Annotated in this window: 17 protein-coding genes and 1 pseudogene; 6 read left to right on the top strand and 12 right to left on the bottom strand. The window is 57.0% G+C overall.

Going from position 1 to position 16,525, the window contains the following annotated elements; all coding sequences use genetic code 11:
* Nucleotides 1-4: 4 nt before the first annotated feature.
* From ACZ1HE_RS07865 to ACZ1HE_RS07855, 3 genes are read left to right on the top strand one after another with little or no spacing between them, the layout of a single operon-like run.
* Nucleotides 5-961, top strand: coding sequence for an ABC transporter permease (locus ACZ1HE_RS07865; RefSeq protein ID WP_472620275.1), 957 nt, complete (start codon nucleotides 5-7; stop codon nucleotides 959-961).
* Entirely contained in the window at nucleotides 961-1,776 is an 816-nt protein-coding gene (locus tag ACZ1HE_RS07860; RefSeq protein WP_472624399.1) for an ABC transporter permease, read from the top strand. Before ACZ1HE_RS07865 ends, ACZ1HE_RS07860 begins: the two co-directional genes overlap by 1 nt.
* On the top strand, nucleotides 1,773-3,410 hold the full coding sequence (locus ACZ1HE_RS07855; protein WP_472620274.1) for an ABC transporter ATP-binding protein: 1,638 nt from the start codon (nucleotides 1,773-1,775) through the stop codon (nucleotides 3,408-3,410). Before ACZ1HE_RS07860 ends, ACZ1HE_RS07855 begins: the two co-directional genes overlap by 4 nt.
* Before the next feature lie 45 nt (nucleotides 3,411-3,455).
* Here the strand turns inward: ACZ1HE_RS07855 and ACZ1HE_RS07850 are convergent, their stop codons facing one another.
* Nucleotides 3,456-3,686, bottom strand: a complete 231-nt coding sequence (locus ACZ1HE_RS07850; protein WP_472620273.1) for a hypothetical protein — start codon at nucleotides 3,684-3,686, stop codon at nucleotides 3,456-3,458.
* Nucleotides 3,687-3,741: 55 nt separating this feature from the next.
* Nucleotides 3,742-4,665, bottom strand: coding sequence for a hypothetical protein (locus ACZ1HE_RS07845; RefSeq protein WP_472620272.1), 924 nt, complete (start codon nucleotides 4,663-4,665; stop codon nucleotides 3,742-3,744).
* Between the two features lie 282 nt (nucleotides 4,666-4,947).
* Here ACZ1HE_RS07845 and ACZ1HE_RS07840 point away from each other — a divergent pair, with 282 nt between their 5' ends.
* Nucleotides 4,948-5,784, top strand: coding sequence for an alkaline phosphatase family protein (locus ACZ1HE_RS07840; protein WP_472620271.1), 837 nt, complete (start codon nucleotides 4,948-4,950; stop codon nucleotides 5,782-5,784).
* Nucleotides 5,785-5,821: 37 nt separating this feature from the next.
* Here the strand turns inward: ACZ1HE_RS07840 and ACZ1HE_RS07835 are convergent, their stop codons facing one another.
* Complete coding sequence (locus tag ACZ1HE_RS07835) at nucleotides 5,822-6,376, bottom strand: AraC family transcriptional regulator (RefSeq protein WP_472620270.1); 555 nt, start codon at nucleotides 6,374-6,376, stop codon at nucleotides 5,822-5,824.
* A gap of 68 nt (nucleotides 6,377-6,444) precedes the next feature.
* On the bottom strand, nucleotides 6,445-6,828 hold the full coding sequence (locus ACZ1HE_RS07830; protein ID WP_472620269.1) for a hypothetical protein: 384 nt from the start codon (nucleotides 6,826-6,828) through the stop codon (nucleotides 6,445-6,447).
* Nucleotides 6,829-6,953: 125 nt separating this feature from the next.
* Between ACZ1HE_RS07830 and ACZ1HE_RS07825 the strand changes: the two genes are divergently transcribed.
* Nucleotides 6,954-7,808: an alpha/beta fold hydrolase gene (locus ACZ1HE_RS07825; protein WP_472620268.1), complete on the top strand. Its 855-nt coding sequence runs from the start codon at nucleotides 6,954-6,956 to the stop codon at nucleotides 7,806-7,808.
* A 42-nt stretch (nucleotides 7,809-7,850) separates the two neighbouring features.
* Here ACZ1HE_RS07825 and ACZ1HE_RS07820 read toward each other — a convergent pair.
* The 4 genes and pseudogenes from ACZ1HE_RS07820 to ACZ1HE_RS07805 form a co-directional block, all read right to left on the bottom strand.
* Nucleotides 7,851-9,051, bottom strand: a pseudogene (locus tag ACZ1HE_RS07820) (NADH:flavin oxidoreductase/NADH oxidase family protein).
* Nucleotides 9,052-9,125: 74 nt separating this feature from the next.
* Complete coding sequence (locus ACZ1HE_RS07815) at nucleotides 9,126-10,049, bottom strand: alpha/beta hydrolase (protein ID WP_472620267.1); 924 nt, start codon at nucleotides 10,047-10,049, stop codon at nucleotides 9,126-9,128.
* Between the two features lie 11 nt (nucleotides 10,050-10,060).
* Complete coding sequence (locus tag ACZ1HE_RS07810) at nucleotides 10,061-11,950, bottom strand: acyl-CoA synthetase (protein WP_472620266.1); 1,890 nt, start codon at nucleotides 11,948-11,950, stop codon at nucleotides 10,061-10,063.
* 340 nt (nucleotides 11,951-12,290) lie between these two features.
* The gene (locus ACZ1HE_RS07805; protein ID WP_472620265.1) at nucleotides 12,291-12,578 is read right to left on the bottom strand and encodes a hypothetical protein; all 288 of its coding nucleotides are present in this window, start codon (nucleotides 12,576-12,578) and stop codon (nucleotides 12,291-12,293) included.
* Between the two features lie 211 nt (nucleotides 12,579-12,789).
* Between ACZ1HE_RS07805 and ACZ1HE_RS07800 the strand changes: the two genes are divergently transcribed.
* A complete protein-coding gene (locus ACZ1HE_RS07800; protein WP_472620264.1) occupies nucleotides 12,790-13,041 on the top strand; it encodes a hypothetical protein in 252 nt (83 codons plus the stop codon).
* Here ACZ1HE_RS07800 and ACZ1HE_RS07795 read toward each other — a convergent pair.
* The 4 genes from ACZ1HE_RS07795 to ACZ1HE_RS07780 form a co-directional block, all read right to left on the bottom strand.
* Nucleotides 13,016-13,462, bottom strand: a complete 447-nt coding sequence (locus tag ACZ1HE_RS07795) for a hypothetical protein (RefSeq protein ID WP_472620263.1) — start codon at nucleotides 13,460-13,462, stop codon at nucleotides 13,016-13,018. The genes ACZ1HE_RS07800 and ACZ1HE_RS07795 overlap by 26 nt on opposite strands.
* 126 nt (nucleotides 13,463-13,588) lie before the next feature.
* Nucleotides 13,589-13,870, bottom strand: coding sequence for a hypothetical protein (locus ACZ1HE_RS07790; protein WP_472620262.1), 282 nt, complete (start codon nucleotides 13,868-13,870; stop codon nucleotides 13,589-13,591).
* Nucleotides 13,871-14,128: 258 nt separating this feature from the next.
* On the bottom strand, nucleotides 14,129-14,557 hold the full coding sequence (gene lysM / locus ACZ1HE_RS07785; RefSeq protein WP_472620261.1) for a peptidoglycan-binding protein LysM: 429 nt from the start codon (nucleotides 14,555-14,557) through the stop codon (nucleotides 14,129-14,131).
* Nucleotides 14,558-14,629: 72 nt separating this feature from the next.
* The gene (locus ACZ1HE_RS07780; protein ID WP_472620260.1) at nucleotides 14,630-16,447 is read right to left on the bottom strand and encodes an ABC transporter transmembrane domain-containing protein; all 1,818 of its coding nucleotides are present in this window, start codon (nucleotides 16,445-16,447) and stop codon (nucleotides 14,630-14,632) included.
* Nucleotides 16,448-16,525 lie beyond the last annotated feature (78 nt).

The raw sequence follows: 16,525 nt of genomic DNA, 5'->3' as shown, positions 1-16,525 counted from the left end.
ACGGATGCATCCGATCGTAAAACTGGTCGCTCAACGCTTAGCGTTGGGCGCCCTACTGCTCCTCGCCGCCTCGGCCCTGATATTCGGGTTGACCGAGGCCCTTCCCGGAGATGCAGCGCAAGCCATCCTGGGACAAGCCGCAACCGAAGAATCCCTTGCCAACCTGCGCGAGGAAATGGGTCTGGATCGACCTGCACTGACCCGCTATTTCGAATGGCTGGGTGGAATTATGACTGGCGACATGGGTGTCGCCCTGACCAATAAATTGGATATCGCAACCAGCGTTGCGTCGCGCATGGCGAACACGCTGTTCCTGGCATTTTGGGCCGCTTTGATTTCAGTACCGCTGGCCATTCTTTTGGGCTTGATTGCGGTACGCTATCAGAACCGCTGGCCGGACAAGGCCATCTCGGGCGTCACGCTGGCCTCGATCTCGCTGCCGGAATTCATGATCGCCTATATCCTGATCTTCTTCTTCGCAGTGAAACTTTTCTGGGCGCCATCCTTTGCGAATATCTCGCCTTCGATGGACCTGCTGGACAAGCTGCACGCGATTGCCCTGCCTGTGGCCGTTCTGGTGCTGGTGGTTCTGGCACATATGATGCGCATGACCCGCGCCGCGATCCTGAACGTGATGCAGTCGGCCTATATCGAGACGGCTGAACTCAAGGGTTTGACCGGCTTCCAGGTCATCGCGCGCCACGCTTTCCCCAACGCCATTGCTCCGATCGTCAACGTTGTGATGATCAACATGGCCTATCTGGTTGTGGGTGTTGTGGTGGTTGAGGTGGTGTTCGCCTATCCCGGCATGGGACAGTATCTGGTGGATGCGGTGGTGAAACGTGATGTGCCGGTTGTTCTGGCTTGCGGCGTGATCTTTGCCGCCGTTTACATCCTGCTCAACATCTTTGCCGACGTCGTTTCTATTCTTACCAACCCAAGGCTGAGGCATCCAAAATGATGAAGAATATCCCTCTCTCAGCCCTGATCGGATTGGTGATCACGGCAACGTACTTTATCGCAGCCGCCCTGGCCCCCGTCATCGCCCCTTATGGCATGGCCGAGGTTGTGGGCGACGTCTGGGAACCCTCGTCAGCGGAACACCTGCTGGGCACCGACCAGATTGGTCGTGACCTGCTGAGCCGCATGATCTATGGCGGGCGCACCACCATCTGGATCGCGACTCTGGCCACGATCCTGAGCTTTGTGACCGGATCCACCTTGGGCTTTTTCGCAGCCGTCACGGGCGGTTGGGTGGACATGGCGCTGTCACGTCTGGTTGACCTGTTCATGTCGATCCCGTCGCTGATCCTGGCGCTAGTAATCCTGTCGTCGATCGAGGCCACTGTGGTGACCCTGATCGTACTCATGGGGCTGCTCGATTCAACCCGTGTCTATCGTCTGGCCCGCGCGGTTGCGGTGGATATCTCGGTCATGGATTATGTCGAGGCCGCGCGCCTGCGCGGTGAAAAGCTCAAGTGGATCATCTTCCGAGAAATCCTGCCCAATGCCTTGTCACCACTGGTGGCGGAACTGGGCCTGCGGTTCATCTTCATGGTTCTGTTCATCTCTACCCTGTCGTTCCTGGGTGTTGGCGTTCAGCCGCCGCTCGCGGACTGGGGTGGCATCGTGAAAGAGAACAAGGAAGGCATCAACTTTGGTATCGGTGCGGCGCTTTATCCTGCCGTGGCCATCGCCACTCTGGCGATTTCGGTCAACCTGATCGCTGACTGGGTGCTGAACCGGACCACATCGCTGAAAGGAGGCCGCGGATGAGCGACACTCTGCTGAAAGTACGCGGCCTTAAAATCGGCGCGACGGTCTATCCTCCGGGCGAAAAGCCCCATGACATCGAAATCGTGCACGGGGTCGACTTTGACCTCGAGCGCGGGAAGGTGTTGGGGCTGATCGGGGAATCCGGGGCCGGTAAATCCACCATCGGCCTTGCCTCAATGGCCTATGGCCGGGGCGGTGTGAAAATCACCGGCGGTGAGGTCTGGGTCAATGGCCGGGACATCATGAAGTCGGGGATCAAGGACATCCGCAACCTGCGCGGTGCCGAGGTAACATACGTGTCGCAATCGGCGGCGGCCTCATTCAACCCGGCCAAGAGGATCATGGATCAGGTCGTTGAGGCTGCGGTTGAACAGAAGAAGTTCAGCCGCAAAGACGCCGAGCAGCGAGCCCGTACCCTGTTCGCCAAACTGGGTCTGCCCGATCCGGACAACATCGGTGAGCGCTATCCGCACCAGGTGTCGGGTGGACAGCTGCAACGCTGCATGACGGCACTGGCACTCTGCCCAGAGCCTGATCTGGTGGTGTTCGACGAGCCCACGACGGCTCTGGACGTGACAACCCAGATTGACGTTTTGATGGCAATCAAAGAGGCCATCGCAGATACCGGCGTCGCCGCGCTCTATATCACCCACGACCTGGCGGTTGTGGCACAGGTGAGCGACGACATCATGGTTCTGCGGATGGGCAACACCATCGAATACGGGGACACCGATCAGATCATCAACCGCCCCAAGGATGAGTATACTCAAGCCTTGGTGTCAGTCCGGTCTATCGAACACGAAGAGAAAGCCCCTACCCCAGAGCCGGTGCTGAGCGTCAAGAACATCACCGCGCGCTACAAGGGCACCAACTTTGATGTTCTGCACAATGTCAGCGTAGACCTGCACCCTGGTCAGACGCTTGCTGTTGTGGGCGAATCCGGGTCGGGCAAGTCGACACTTGCGCGTGTGATCACCGGCTTGTTGCCACCCCGCGACGGGCAAATCGACTTTGCCGGGCGTTCACTCAGTAGTGATCTGGCAGGGCGTTCGCTTGAGGATCTTCGTGAGTTGCAGATGATCTATCAGATGGCGGACACCGCGATGAATCCGCGTCAGACCGTTGGTACAATCATCTCACGCCCGCTGGAGTTCTACTTTGGTCTGCGGGGCGCGGAAAAGCGCAAACGAACGATCGAGCTGCTGGATGAGATCGAACTGGGTGAAAAGTTCATCGACCGCTATCCGGCGGAACTGTCCGGCGGTCAGAAACAGCGTGTCTGTATCGCCCGCTCGCTGGCAGCCAAGCCCAAGATGATCATCTGTGACGAGGTGACATCGGCGCTCGACCCACTGGTGGCGGACGGCATTCTCAAGCTGCTGCTGGATTTGCAGAAGATCGAGAATGTGGCGTATCTGTTCATCACTCACGATTTGGCGACGGTCCGCGCGATCAGCGACAGTATTGCGGTGATGTATCAAGGCCGCGTTGCGCGCTATGGATCGAAGTCCGAGGTTCTCAGCCCGCCGTTCGACGACTACACCGACCTTCTGCTCAGCTCGGTCCCAGAGATGCGTCTGGGTTGGCTGGAAGAGGTGGTTGCCAACCGCAAGATGGAAAGCGCGGGGAACTAACCCCTTCCCCTGCCCGATGCAAATTGGGCAGGGGTTCGTCTGTGTTTAGAACGTCAGCTTTAAGCCAGCGATAAACGTATCTGAGCGAACACCGTTAACCGAAGTTACAGTGGGCATGATCAACGGCACGAAACCGTCGTTGTACAAATACTCCAAACCCACTTGAACGTGTTTGTTCACGTCCATTTCCACCCCCAGAATGACTTGATCCATTTTGTGCCAAGCGGTGCCAGATGGCCCTTGAATGCCACGGCTGGCTGCTATGGAATAGGTCACCGGCTTGTTAAACAAATACGAGCGATAGCGCCCCTGCAGTGTTGTTGCACTGACCTTATGGCCCGTTGCCTAGCCAAATATCTTCAGTCTGGGTAAACTCCGCCATAACATCGAAATTTCCACCGCTCAGCGTCGCGTTCAGGTTAAAGGCCCCGTTCCAGGATCGGTTGATGCCAACTCCGGGCGGGTGATGAGCAATGGTGCTGTCATAGATCGTACCCCGCAGATAACCCGCCCCTACCTTGAGCGACAGATCCTGCTGCAGGTCGAACCGATGCGATGCGTTGAAGGCATAGTTATCATAATCCCCGTTGTTTGAGGGGCTGCTGACCACTCGAAGTCCGCGATGGGATGGCAACAGGGAAAAAGTCAGTTCGGTCCGGTCCGTAACATACCCCAATTCAATGAGCGGATCATCAGATTGAGCCCAAAAGTAGTGGCTGCTGTGGGTATGGGTAAAAGGCGCGTAGCTGGCAAAATTGCCAAAGTTCACCGTCTTTCGTCCCACGGCCAGATAGACAGGGTATTGGCTTAGATCTCCAACCGCGACCCAGTACTTTCTCAATTGGGTATCGTCTTGCCCCGGGTATTCCACCTCAGTGTATTCCCCTTGCACAAATGCCGTTACCCAAGGCAGTGTCAAAGTGGCGTTAATGGATGCCTCGTTGACAACGCTATAGGTGTCTGACGTCCCGGCAGTGTGTGTGGGTGGTAGTCGCGACAAAATCGGGAACTTTCCGGGTGTGTTTGTGTGCTCGCTGATCACCGACCCGATAAATCGCCCCCCAAAGTACAACCGGTTGGTTGCAAGTTGTCCGCTTTGCCGGGCTCTAAGCGCCAATGCAATTTTGTTGGTCACATCATCTTGGCGATCAAACATCCTGGCCGAGTATTCAACGTCGGTGGACACGGCACCAGGCACGATATCATAGGAGCCGCTCCAGTTTTGCGCAGATACAGATGGTGACAAAAAGGTCATTCCAATGCATCCGGCACATGAAATCAAAGTCTTATTTTTCAAACTCTTCCCTCACTCAATTCCACCCAGTTCAAATTAGAAACCACACTTATCACACAACCGTGATAATTCTGTGATAATTTCGTGATGGCTCACTAAATGTGACCAAACAGACGCAGGCGCAAAAGCCTGAACAGGCTGTTGCGACGCCAGTGAACTCAACTTAGACGTAATCAGGCATATCCCCAGTTCGGATGACAGCTAGCATTGGCATTACCGAACTAAAGAACAAAGGAACGGCACATGAACCGCAAAGTCCTGTTGATCATTCTTGACGGCGTGCCCCTTCGGAATTTCCGACGCCTTTTTGGCAATCTCGAAGGATGGGTCGACAGTGGCGACGCTCGCGTGTGGAAACTGCGTGCCGTACTGCCGTCGATCTCGGCCAGCTGCTATGCCTCGATCCATACGGGCGTGGCCCCGGCCGAACATGGCTGCACCGGCAACGGCAACGTGTTCCGCCTGAGCCACAAGGACATCTTTAGCCAAGTGCGAGAAGGTGGTGGAGTGACCGGGGCCGTAACTCACAGCTTCTGGTCGCAATTCTTCAACCGCCACCCGTTCGATTATGTTCGCGACGTCGAGTACGACGAACCCGAGAGCAAAACGATCAACCACGGCCGCTTTCATTCGATGACCGGCTATGGCCGCGACAACCAGATGACCCCGTCGGACGTGGACCTGTTTGGTACGCTCACCAATTTGGCCCTGCGCTTTGGCTTGGACTATGGCATCCTGCACACCTGTACACTCGACAGCATGGGGCATCGCTTCTTTCACGACTGTCAGGAAATGGATCATGCCTGTTTCGTCATGGACGAGATGCTGGCCCCCTTCATCCCGCGTTGGCGGCAGTTGGGCTATGACGTGATCGTCACCGCCGATCATGGGCAAGATGAACGCGGCCACCATGGCGGACGCGGCCCCCTACAACAGGAAACCGCGCTTTACTACTTTGGCGACGCCGAAGGCCCCGCCGAGGACTATGTGATCGACCAGCTGCAGTTGGCCCCGACGATCCTGTCGATGATGGGCGCGCCTGTAGCTGAGACGATGAAGGCTGACCCCTTTCTCAAGTAAATCTGCAACGGGGGAGGGCTCAACAGCCTTCCTCCACTCAGATCAAAGCCCGCGTCTGCGACGGCACCTCCCCGAAATGGCTGCGGTAATGCTGAGTGAACTGGCTCCAGTTCCAGAACCCGAACCGCGCGGCGATGTCGCCGATGCTATCGCCCTGACCCGTCTCATCCAGCAACGCCCGGCGCACCAGATGCAACCTGATGATCCGGTGATAGGTCAGCGGCCCTGCCGAAACATGTGAGGTGAACGCCTGCTGTAGTGACCGGCGTTTGATGCCGGTCTGATTGGTTAGTGCGCCCAGATCATGCACCTGTTCCCAATCCTTTAAGATCGTGTCGCGACAAGCCATGAACCGGTCATAAGACTGCCGGATCTGTCCGTGATCGCCACCCGACACCGCACAGAGGTCGATGGACAGTTTCGCAAACAGTCCTGTTAGCAAGGCGTGCCCGATGCGCGCGGCCTCTCTCGGGGAACAGTCCGTGCGGTTGCACCCTTCGATGGCCTGTACTACGTCCTCGCGAATGCGCCGTGCCAATTGCGGGTTGCGCAGAATGCGCACTTGGGGTTGTTCGTGCAGATAGGCCTGCAAGGACTCGGAAAGCTCTGCATAAGAAGCTAGACAGCTGTCCTGTATCGTGATTGCTAGAACCGCACCGTTCACCGGGCTGAGCAGATGCAGGTCCCCCCCGGTGGGATGAACAGAATATCGTCAGGCGACAGATCCTCGCCATTGGCCAGAAAACTATGCGCGCCCTGAACGGCGACACCAATTGACAGAGCTGTCGAGTGCCCCGACACCTGTTGCTCTAGCGCCTGATTGCAGTGTTCGATGTGGATGGCGACATCTGACCCAAGAGTGCAAGACAAAAACCGTCCCTCAAAGGCACCGGGCGTCAGCTGGACATAACTCTGATCATGCCCCACCAACCGCTGTGCCTGTGCGTCAAAGTCATTATAGCGCGCGTCCCAGATCAGCGCGGGGTTCGCGCTTAGCACGTAGTCCGGCATGCAGGCATTTGATAACGTTGCGATATTTGTCACGTTTCTCCTCCGGTCACCCTGCACTGGCGCGATAACACGCAGGCCCGAACCCGACGTATCATGAACGAATGTAGCACCAGATCCGGTGCCGAAATCAACACCAGAGCGCTTCTGGAGGAACCATCATGCTCAAAACACTCGCCATTGCAGCCACGACAGCCATTGTCGGCACAGCTCAGATTGCCGTTGCCGAAGAGGTGTGGAAGACCATCCCCGCCCCGCCCACCATGCCTGAAGCTACCGACAGCGGCACTGCATCCGCGAATGGGATCGACATGTACTATGCCACCTATGGAAAAGGTGACGGTACGCCAATCCTGATGATACATGGTGGATTGGCACACGCCGACATCTGGGCGTCTCAGGTCGCAGAGCTGTCGAAGGATCACCGGGTGATCGTGGCAGACACCCGCGGGCATGGACGTTCAAACAACGATGGCAGTGCCTATTCCATCAGCTTGCTGGCGCAGGACTATCTGGCGTTGCTGGACACGTTGGATGTGGACACGGTACATCTGGTCGGTTGGTCCGATGGGGCCAACATCGGCTACGAAATATCCAAGACCGCACCTGACCGTCTGGCCAGCCATTTCGCACATGCGGGCAATGTTACGCTGGCGGGGGTTGACCCGTCGGTACAGACAAACGAAGTGTTCGGCGGCTACGTCGGCATGATGGCCGGTGATTACGCCAAGATGTCCCCTACCCCAGACGGGTTCGAAGGGTTCGTCGCGGGCGTGTCCGAGATGTGGTTTGCCGACAAGGCGGACGGGTTGGAAACTATCAAAGCCGTCACTGTCCCCACGTTGGTCGTGCAAAGCGAACATGACGAGGCGATTCTGCATGAGCACTCGGCTGCCATCGCCGAAAACATCCCAGGCGCACAGCTTTTGGTGCTGGATGGAACCAGCCACTTTGCAATGTTTCAAAAACCCGAGATGTATTCAGAAGCCATCAAGAAGTGGCTGGCCTCTCTCTGACGCCGGAGAATCGGAAAGAGCCAAAACCCCTTTGGGACTAAATTACATGATCCCAAAGTGTTCTTTCCACATCGCGTGCCTTTGACGATCCCTGGCGTCATAAACGTCAATCACCTTTTGCAGATCATCAGCCCGTAACTGCGCGCCACCACTCGCGATCTGCGTGATCTGCATCGTGTACCAGGCCGTCACCCCTCCTTCGGGAGGGGCGGTGAACCGGGGAAATGTCGGGCGCTTTTCCTGGCCTGTTTGCCATTTGGCAGGCAGGTCAGGATCGACCACTAACGCTCGGGCAAGACCAACGACATCTGCTTTGCCCTCTGACACCGCCGCCTCTGCCTGCTCAAATGTCTTGAATCCACCCGTCACCATTAGGGGTATGTTTGTTTTCGTCCGCGCACGTTCGGCAAAATCCAGGAAATACGGACCCGATCCCGCCCGGTCGGACGAGGATGGCGCGCCAGGGAAATAGGTTCCACCACTGATGTCGATCAGATCAACCGCCTTGGTATCAAGGGCCGCGATCACGACCAAAGCCTCGTTTTGTTGAAAGCCCCCCTCCAACTGATCGGTCGCGTTCAATTTGATCCCTACAGGATACTGCGGGCCAACGGCTTCTCGGACCGCATTGACGACTTCAAGCAGCAACCGCATACGGTTTTCTAGTGACCCGCCATACGCGTCCGTTCGCTGGTTGAACAAAGGCGACAAAAACTGGTTGAGCAGGAACCCGTGAGCCGCGTGGATTTCCACTCCACCAAACCCGACATCTTTGGCCAATGCTGCTGTGCGTGCAAACTCGGCCGGGATCGCGTGGATCTCCTCCAAAGTCAGTTCCGCACATTTCAACCCCGGCAGGTCCAGCGCACTTGGCCCTTTGGGAGAGCTGATGGGCGCATCCGCCATCGCGCTCGGCGTGCCCGAGCTGTATCCACAGGTTTGCACTGTCGGTTCTCCCCGCTTCGGCAAGAGCACGAAAGCGCGTAAGATCGGCAGAGGGGTCCAGAACCAGATTGCCGGGTTTCTCGGCAAAATGGGGCGAGCCCTGCACCTCCCCGATAATCGACAAGCCAAGACCGCCCTGGGCCCAATGTTGGTACAGGCTGACTTGGTCATCGGTCGGATTGCCATGGCCATCCCCCAACGAGTCCGACATCGCAGATTTTGCGATCCTGTTTTTCAGGGTAACACCGCAGGGCAGCAAGAGAGGCTCGAAGAGAACGGAAGGCTTGAGATCAGTCATGAGCCCGACGTTAGACGGTCAAAGCTGGCTTGTCTCCAGCATTGCTACACTCAGGCCGCGATGCACGACCCAAGTCAGTCGTAGGCCCAGATCCCCTGCCCCAAGGCCTCGATCGCGATCGAGATGCGCTCAAAGCTGTCGCGAGCACGGCCAACAGTGGTGCGCGCGCGCAGATAGCCGTGGATCAGTCCATCTTCGTTGATCCAATGGGCTTTGACACCCGCATCCTGCAGCCGGTCGCGATAGTCGCGGCCATCATCACGCAGTGGGTCACAGTCGGCAGTAAAGACCACCGTGGGCGGCAGACCGGAAAAATCAGTGTCATGTAGCGGTGCATAGGTCGGATCACCGACCGGTTCGTCACCATGGAACCGCACCGTTTGATAGAACTTGATCTCGTCCAGCGTGAGCAGTGGCGCTTTGGCATGTTCAATGTAAGAGCCCCGGGTCATATCACCGCCCAAGCCCGGATAGATCAGCACTTGTCCCAGTACATTGTCCAACCGACCGCGTGAATGATGCGCCACACAGGCCGCCAGATTGCCGCCTGCACTGTCGCCTGCCAGAATCAGCGGATCTCCAAATTCTGCTGCAGACCATTCGGTTGCGGCCCAACTGTCTTCAAATTGCACCGGATGTCGGAATTCAGGGCACAGGCGATAATCCACCGCTACCACGCGATAGCCGGTTTGGGCACAAATCTCGGCGCAGACGTCATCGTGGCTCTCCAAGCCCCCAACAACAAACCCGCCGCCGTGGTAGTAAACCACGGTGCGGGTGGGTTGGCCTGCCGAATAGACACGAACCGGGACGCCATTGGCCTGAACATCCGTCGCCTCGACCCCGTTGGGATACCCCTGATGAAAGACGCGACACATGTCGTCATAGACCTGCCGCTGTCCTTCGATGGACAGTTCGACCGCGTCCTCGGGGTAGCTTTCGATTGTCTGGGCGATAAACGCCCAGGTTTCTTCGTCGATCAGACTGTTGTAGTCCATTTGCCCTCCGCTCAGGCTGCCCACTCCCACGGCCGGGTGTGACCACCCAAGACCTTGGCGACATCGTCGTCCGAGCTGCCGTTTGCGTCAAGCTGCGCGACCAAACCGCGTTTCTTATCGTCGATGACCGAGACCACGCGCGCTGCGACGCCTGCCTCTTCCAACTCGCCGTTGTAGACGCGGGTGATCGCGTTTTTACGCAGGTCGGGTTTGAACACCTTGCCCACGGCGGTCTTGGGCAATTCATCCAGAATGGTCATATGCTTGGGTTGTGCGGCGCGTTCATGCACATGCACCTTGCAGTATTCCATCAGTTCCTCGGGCGTGACCGAAGCGCCTTCGACCAATTCGACAAAGGCGCAAGGCACCTCACCCGAATGCGCGTCTGGCTGGCCGATGGCCCCGGCAAAGGCGACCGCTTCGTGACCCAGCAGAGCCTCTTCGATTTCGGCGGGGTCGATGTTGTGACCGCCACGGATGATCAGATCCTTGGCGCGGCCCGTGATCCACAGATACCCGTCACCGTCCACGCGGCCCAGATCACCGGTACGCAGGTATTTGTCGAAGTGATAAAGGTCGGCGTTCTTTTCCGCCTCGGTATAGGTGTTGCCCGCATAGATACCCGGGTTCGAGATGCAGATCTCGCCAATCTCGTCCACGCCAGCCTCGGCCGGACCGTCGGGCGTGTTGTTGAGGATCTTGACGTCCGTATAGGGAAAGGTGATCCCGATCGAACCGATTTTCTTTTCACCATCAATGGGGTTACAGGACACAAGGCAGGTCGCCTCGGTCAGACCATACCCTTCGATGATCTTGATGTTGGTGGCTTCTTCAAAGCGGCGGAACAGTTCAATCGGCAACGGGGCCGAGCCCGAAAAGGCGGTTTTCACGGTTGAGATATCCGCATCAACGGGGCGCTGCATCTTGGCCGAGATCGCGGTGGGAACCGTGATGATGAACGTAACCTTCCAGCGTTCGATCAGCTTCCAGAAGTTGTCGAACACGCCGTCGCCGCGATAGCCCTGCGGCGTCGGGAACACCACATGCGCACCAGATGCCACTGCTGCCATGACGATCACGTGGCAGGCAAAAACGTGGAACAACGGCAGCGGACACATGATCACGTCTTCTTCGGTGTACAACAGTTCGGACGTCAGCCACGAGTTGTAGATCAGGCCCGAATATTTGTGCTGTGCCACCTTGGGCATCCCAGTGGTGCCACCGGTGTGGAAATAGCAGGCAACCCGGTCTTCGGTGCTGTCAGCAAAAGCAAGCGTCTTGGGTTGCTTGCTCAATTCCTTGTTGAAGTTCTTGTAGTCCGCGTGCGCGACCTGATCCTTGTTCTCCAACTTCGGACGGATCAGCGGAACGATCCAGGATTTGGGCGGCGTCAAATAGCGGTTCAGGTCCACTTCGAGCACGGTGTTCACACCCGGCGCATGACGTACGGCCTCTGCCACCTTTTGCGCGACATCCGTCTTGGGGAAAGGTTTGAGCGTGACGACAACCTTTGCCCCAGTCTCACGCAGGATCGAGGCTATCTGTTCGGGTTCAAGAAGCGGATTGATCGGATTTACGATGCCCGCAACTGCACCTCCCAAAAAGGTTAGCAACGTCTCATTGCAGTTAGGCAAGACATACGCAACGACATCGTTCTCGCCGACACCCAAAGACCGAAACAAGTTCGCTGCCTGGTTGGTCTTTTCTAGCAAATCCTGCCAGTTGAGTGTCTCGGCCTTGTCCGTCGGACCAGAAAGCAGCTGATAGCTCATCGCCGGACGGGACGGAAATTTTCCAGCCGTGCGCGAAAGCAGTTGATGCAGGGTGACGGGAACGTCCCGTTCTTCCCAGCTCATTTCATTTTCCATGCGCGCGCGATCTGCGACGGTTGCAAAAGTCATCCGTAATCCTCCCAACGTCTGCCCGTTCACCGGACAAAGTAATTCTCAAGAACAAGATGCGGCCTCTCCCGCTCTTGTGCAAGCAAGCGCATAGCCGGAGACACAAAAATCGACACAGGTGACGTCACGCAACCCATGTTTTTACGCTACGGCCAAACGCAAAACAGTGTCCTGAGTTGTAAAGACCTTGCCGTGCGCCCACCGGAAAGCCGCGCACGACGTTCTCTGCGCGGCAAGCAACCGTATTCCCTGATGTCAAAAAATCTGCGCCCAGTAACTACAGGCGCAGCGAAAATTTGAGTGACAGGACAGCGTTTCACACGTCTGTCCTCCCTCTTTCTTAGTGCGTCGGCACACGCGCAGCAGGTGGGGTTGAACGCGACCGCCCGGTACGCATTTTGCCGTCGATCATCACAGCCGCAATCCCCGGGATGTTTCCAACTGCCATGCCGCCCAAAACATCCTTGCCATCCGATCCCTCTGGGCGATCCATGAACACCAAGTCTGCCGGGCGTCCCGTTTCGACGATGCCCTGCGCGAGGTTTCGTTTCTTTGCCACATTGCCGGTACCACAGCACCAAGCCTGTTCGGCGGGCAAACCGCCGAGGCTGGCCAACAGAGTCGCCATTCGCAGCATTCCGTTGGGTTGCACGCCAGACCCGGCTAAGCGCATCGGTACCAATCAGGAAATCGGCAAGACGATCCTCTGCCAATGCCCCTTCCAACGTCACCAAAACAGATTTTTCGTTGCCGTTGTGCACTGCTTCAAGCGCACCCTGGGCGTGGCGGCAAAGCTCTCGGATTTCATCCTGCGAAATAGAAGTCGGCCCACCATTGATATGGCTGACCACGTCAGGTTGTGCCTCAAGTACATCGGCAGCTCGAACATCGTGCGACCCGGCAATGGATGGGCCTCCGGTGTGCATGATGGTTTCGATCCCCAATTCCCGGCACCACCCAGTGACGCGAGCAGCATCCGGCCCCTTGGCCACTGTTCCCAGACCGATCTCACCTATGTGACGAATGCCAGCTGCCTTTACACCGGCATAAAAATCGCGATCAAAGTCAAGCTCTGGAACCGGGGCGCTTAGCTATGACTTTGGCCCCGACTGGGCGGAAATTGGAAAAGCAGCGTTGCGCCACCATCGCCAATGCTTTGACGCCTTCGGCATCCTTTGGACGTCCCGGCAAGTGTACCTCACCCGCCGATATGAAACTGGTGACACCACCGTTGACGTTCATTTCAATCCAGCCCAGCTGATTTTGGCGCGGTGTCCAATCGCCAAAAACCGGATGACAGTGCCCATCAATCAAACCCGGGGCCACTGCGCAGCCAGAAGCATCAATCGTGCGGTCGGCGTCGGCGGCCTCAAATCCGACGATCACCCCATCTTCGATCAGCAGACAATCACTATTCGCGATAGGTCTGTCGAGATCACCGGTAAGTAGCAAACCGATGTTGCGAATAAGTGTGCGACCTTGTTCCGGCATGTCTTTTGGTGCGTCAGCCATCGTATCCCCCATTTGGCGGTTTCTTGTGATTTCCAATTTCAGATGAACAAAACGCGCGCAGTTGAACTTTCGGGAAGATCGATCAATGGCCCGAAGAACCTAAGACCAAAAAACCTTCCAAGTGGCTTAACCGGTTGTTGCACCTTTCTTCACCTCTACTTGTTCGTATGCAAACAATATTAAGGCACCAGCGTCAAGCCCTTCGAAAAGACGTGCATCGATGCAGGCATAACTTTTTGCCGCGACATCTGAACAAAACTGCCGGAGAATTGCAGCATGCAAGATTAGTACCGTCAGGACCTTCAGAGGTGAAATCGGGATCAACAGCTCAAAATAATGAACACTCACGATGCCCATCGTCACCTGAGTGGTCCGGTTTGTGGCAAACAGGATGCGGGGATAGCCCACCAAGGCAAATCCAACGACATCAATTTCTACGGCAATTCAAGAAAACGACGAAACACTTCTCAACGTTCTCGTCCTCGAGCGAACCGAGAATTTGTGAACAATCTATTCAATCTGAAAACTGGAAATTCTCAGCGCTCGGGGAACAGTTCCGCAAACGCTCATACAAATTTGGGTACAATTCCAATATCAAATTGCGGCCGGGCTGGATCGCCGACCGCAATATGAATTGAACAGAACTATTGCTCTGCTTATTGCTGATCAGGCCTGCGGTATACGCAGCATCTGACCAGGGTATATTTTGTCGGGGTGGCTCAACATCGGTTTGTTGGCCTCGAAAATCTCTTGATAGCGCGCACCGTTACCCAGCGATTTCTCAGCGACCGCCCACAGGGTATCGCCCTTCTCGACCCGGTGGAACACCGGAACACCACCTTGCGCTGCAACTTCTTCCTCGACTGCAGCGACGCCTTCAACGTTCCCAACAGCCAAGATCAACTTTTCCTTGATCTCGTCACTGGCGGCCGAACCGGTCAGCTTGACGGTATCCCCCTCAACCGAGATATCGACGCCCGAGGCATCCAACCCCAAGTCAGCGATCTCTTGCTCCAGCGCCTCTTTCGAGGGTTCTGCATCATCTCCGCCAAAGATAGATTTTCCGCTATCCTTGATAAAGCTCCACAAGCCCATGTCACTACTCCTTTTTCTGCGTGCCAATCTCACTGAAGGGGTAGCAGCCTGCAGTCAGACAGGCAGGGGGAATTATTCGGCAGCCAAACCATCTGTGAACTGCAACCGCGCCAGACGCGAGTAAAGCCCGCCACCCGCCACAAGCTGATCATGGGTGCCTTGATCAACAATCTGACCATTTTCCAGCACTACGATGCGGTCTGCCTTTTTCACAGTCGCCAGACGGTGCGCCACGATCAGCGTCGTGCGTCCCTCGCTCAGTTCGTCCACGGCTTGTTGCACCGCAAGTTCACTTTCCGCATCAAGCGCCGAGGTCGCCTCGTCCAGCAGCAGCACCGGCGCATCGCGCAGGATGGCGCGGGCAATGGCGATGCGCTGTTTCTGGCCGCCCGACAGCATCACACCGCGTTCGCCCACAAAACTGTCATAGCCTTCGGGCAGCGCCGAAATGAAGTCATGCGCCGCAGCGGCCTGCGCGGCCTGCTCGACCTCGGCATCTGTTGCACCGGGCCGACCGAAGCGGATGTTTTCACGGGCCGAGGCCGCAAATATCACCGGGTCTTGGGGCACCATAGCAATGGCGCGGCGGAAGCTGTCGCGCCGCATGTCGGTCAGCGCAATGCCGTCCAGCGTGATTTGCCCCTGATCGGGATCATAGAACCGCTGGATCATCTGAATCACGGTCGTCTTGCCCGCACCCGATGGGCCGACAAAGGCAACAGTTTCGCCCGGTTTCACTGTCAACGACAGGCTGTCCAACGCCAGCGTTTCAGGCCGCGCAGGGTACCGAAATGTTACGTTGTCGAATTGGATCTCACCTTGAACGGGGTCTGGCACAGCAACCGGCCCATCAGGGTCCAGAACCGTATCTTGGGCGTTTAGCAATTCAACCAGACGTTCTGTGGCACCGGCGGCGCGTTGCAACTCGCTCCAGATCTCGGACAAGGCGGCGACAGAGCCTGCCATGATGATGGAATAGATCACGAACTGGATCAGGGTGCCTTCGGTCATTTCACCCTGACGCACGTCATTGGCCCCCATCCACAAGACGCCGACGATGCCGGTAAAGACCAGAAATATCACGATCACGGTCAAAACCGCGCGAGTCTGGATGCGTTTTTTCGACACCTCGTATGACGTCTCGGTCATGTCAGCAAAGCGATCGCGGCTGGCGTTTTCGTTGGTGAACGACTGAACCGTCTGCACCGCGCCCAGCGCCTCGCCCGCGTTACCGGAAGACGCGGCGATCCAGTCTTGGTTCTCACGGCTGATCACCCGCAGGCGGCGTCCCAGCACCAGGATCGGCACAACCACGGCAGGCACGATCAACAGCACCATGCCAGTCAGCTTGGCCGATGTCAGCAGCATCAGAACCATACCGCCAGCAAAGAGCAGCATGTTGCGCAAGGCAATGGACACCGAAGACCCCAGTACCGATTGTATCAGCGTGGTATCCGTCGTGATCCGGCTCAGCACCTCGCCGGTCATGATCTTTTCATAAAACTCGGGGCTCATCCCGATCACACGGTCAAAGACGGCGATCCGGATGTCAGCAACCACGCGTTCCCCCAACCGGGTCACAAGCGCGTAGCGAATACCCGTCCCCACAGCCAGAATGGCAGCAATGCCCATGGCAGCCATGAAATAAAGGTTTAGCACCTCGGAATCGCCGATCCGAAAATTGTCGACGACACGGCGCACCGCCAAGGGCAATGTCAGCGACATGGCAGCGGTCAGCACCAGTGCAATCGTCGCACCAATCATCAACCCCTTGTACGGCAGCATGAACGGCCACAAGGCGCGCAGAACGCCAATCTTCTTGGAGCCTTCGCGCTCTTCGCTTCCTCCGGGTGCAGAGGTGGTCGATTGGTGCGCTGGTTGTCTTGCCATGTTGGGCCTTTGGTCCTGTTTGATCCCCTCGTGGCCCAATGGGCCAAGCGTTGTTTCGTTTCATGGCTGTCGCAAGCG

This window comes from Falsiruegeria sp. JB4-1 (genome assembly GCF_055693495.1).
Note: the sequence above shows the minus strand (reverse complement) of the source record. Positions and strands in the feature narration are given on the sequence as shown.

Coding starts and splice junctions, on each gene's coding strand:
- ACZ1HE_RS07865 (WP_472620275.1), top strand. CDS start 5: ATGCATCCGATCGTAAAACTGGTCGCTCAACGCTTAGCGTTGGGCGCC.
- ACZ1HE_RS07860 (WP_472624399.1), top strand. CDS start 961: ATGAAGAATATCCCTCTCTCAGCCCTGATCGGATTGGTGATCACGGCA.
- ACZ1HE_RS07855 (WP_472620274.1), top strand. CDS start 1,773: ATGAGCGACACTCTGCTGAAAGTACGCGGCCTTAAAATCGGCGCGACG.
- ACZ1HE_RS07845 (WP_472620272.1), bottom strand. CDS start 4,665: ATGACCTTTTTGTCACCATCTGTATCTGCGCAAAACTGGAGCGGCTCC.
- ACZ1HE_RS07840 (WP_472620271.1), top strand. CDS start 4,948: ATGAACCGCAAAGTCCTGTTGATCATTCTTGACGGCGTGCCCCTTCGG.
- ACZ1HE_RS07825 (WP_472620268.1), top strand. CDS start 6,954: ATGCTCAAAACACTCGCCATTGCAGCCACGACAGCCATTGTCGGCACA.
- ACZ1HE_RS07815 (WP_472620267.1), bottom strand. CDS start 10,049: ATGGACTACAACAGTCTGATCGACGAAGAAACCTGGGCGTTTATCGCC.
- ACZ1HE_RS07810 (WP_472620266.1), bottom strand. CDS start 11,950: ATGACTTTTGCAACCGTCGCAGATCGCGCGCGCATGGAAAATGAAATG.
- ACZ1HE_RS07805 (WP_472620265.1), bottom strand. CDS start 12,578: ATGGCGACTCTGTTGGCCAGCCTCGGCGGTTTGCCCGCCGAACAGGCT.
- ACZ1HE_RS07800 (WP_472620264.1), top strand. CDS start 12,790: ATGGCTGACCACGTCAGGTTGTGCCTCAAGTACATCGGCAGCTCGAAC.
- ACZ1HE_RS07795 (WP_472620263.1), bottom strand. CDS start 13,462: ATGGCTGACGCACCAAAAGACATGCCGGAACAAGGTCGCACACTTATT.
- lysM (WP_472620261.1), bottom strand. CDS start 14,557: ATGGGCTTGTGGAGCTTTATCAAGGATAGCGGAAAATCTATCTTTGGC.
- ACZ1HE_RS07780 (WP_472620260.1), bottom strand. CDS start 16,447: ATGGCAAGACAACCAGCGCACCAATCGACCACCTCTGCACCCGGAGGA.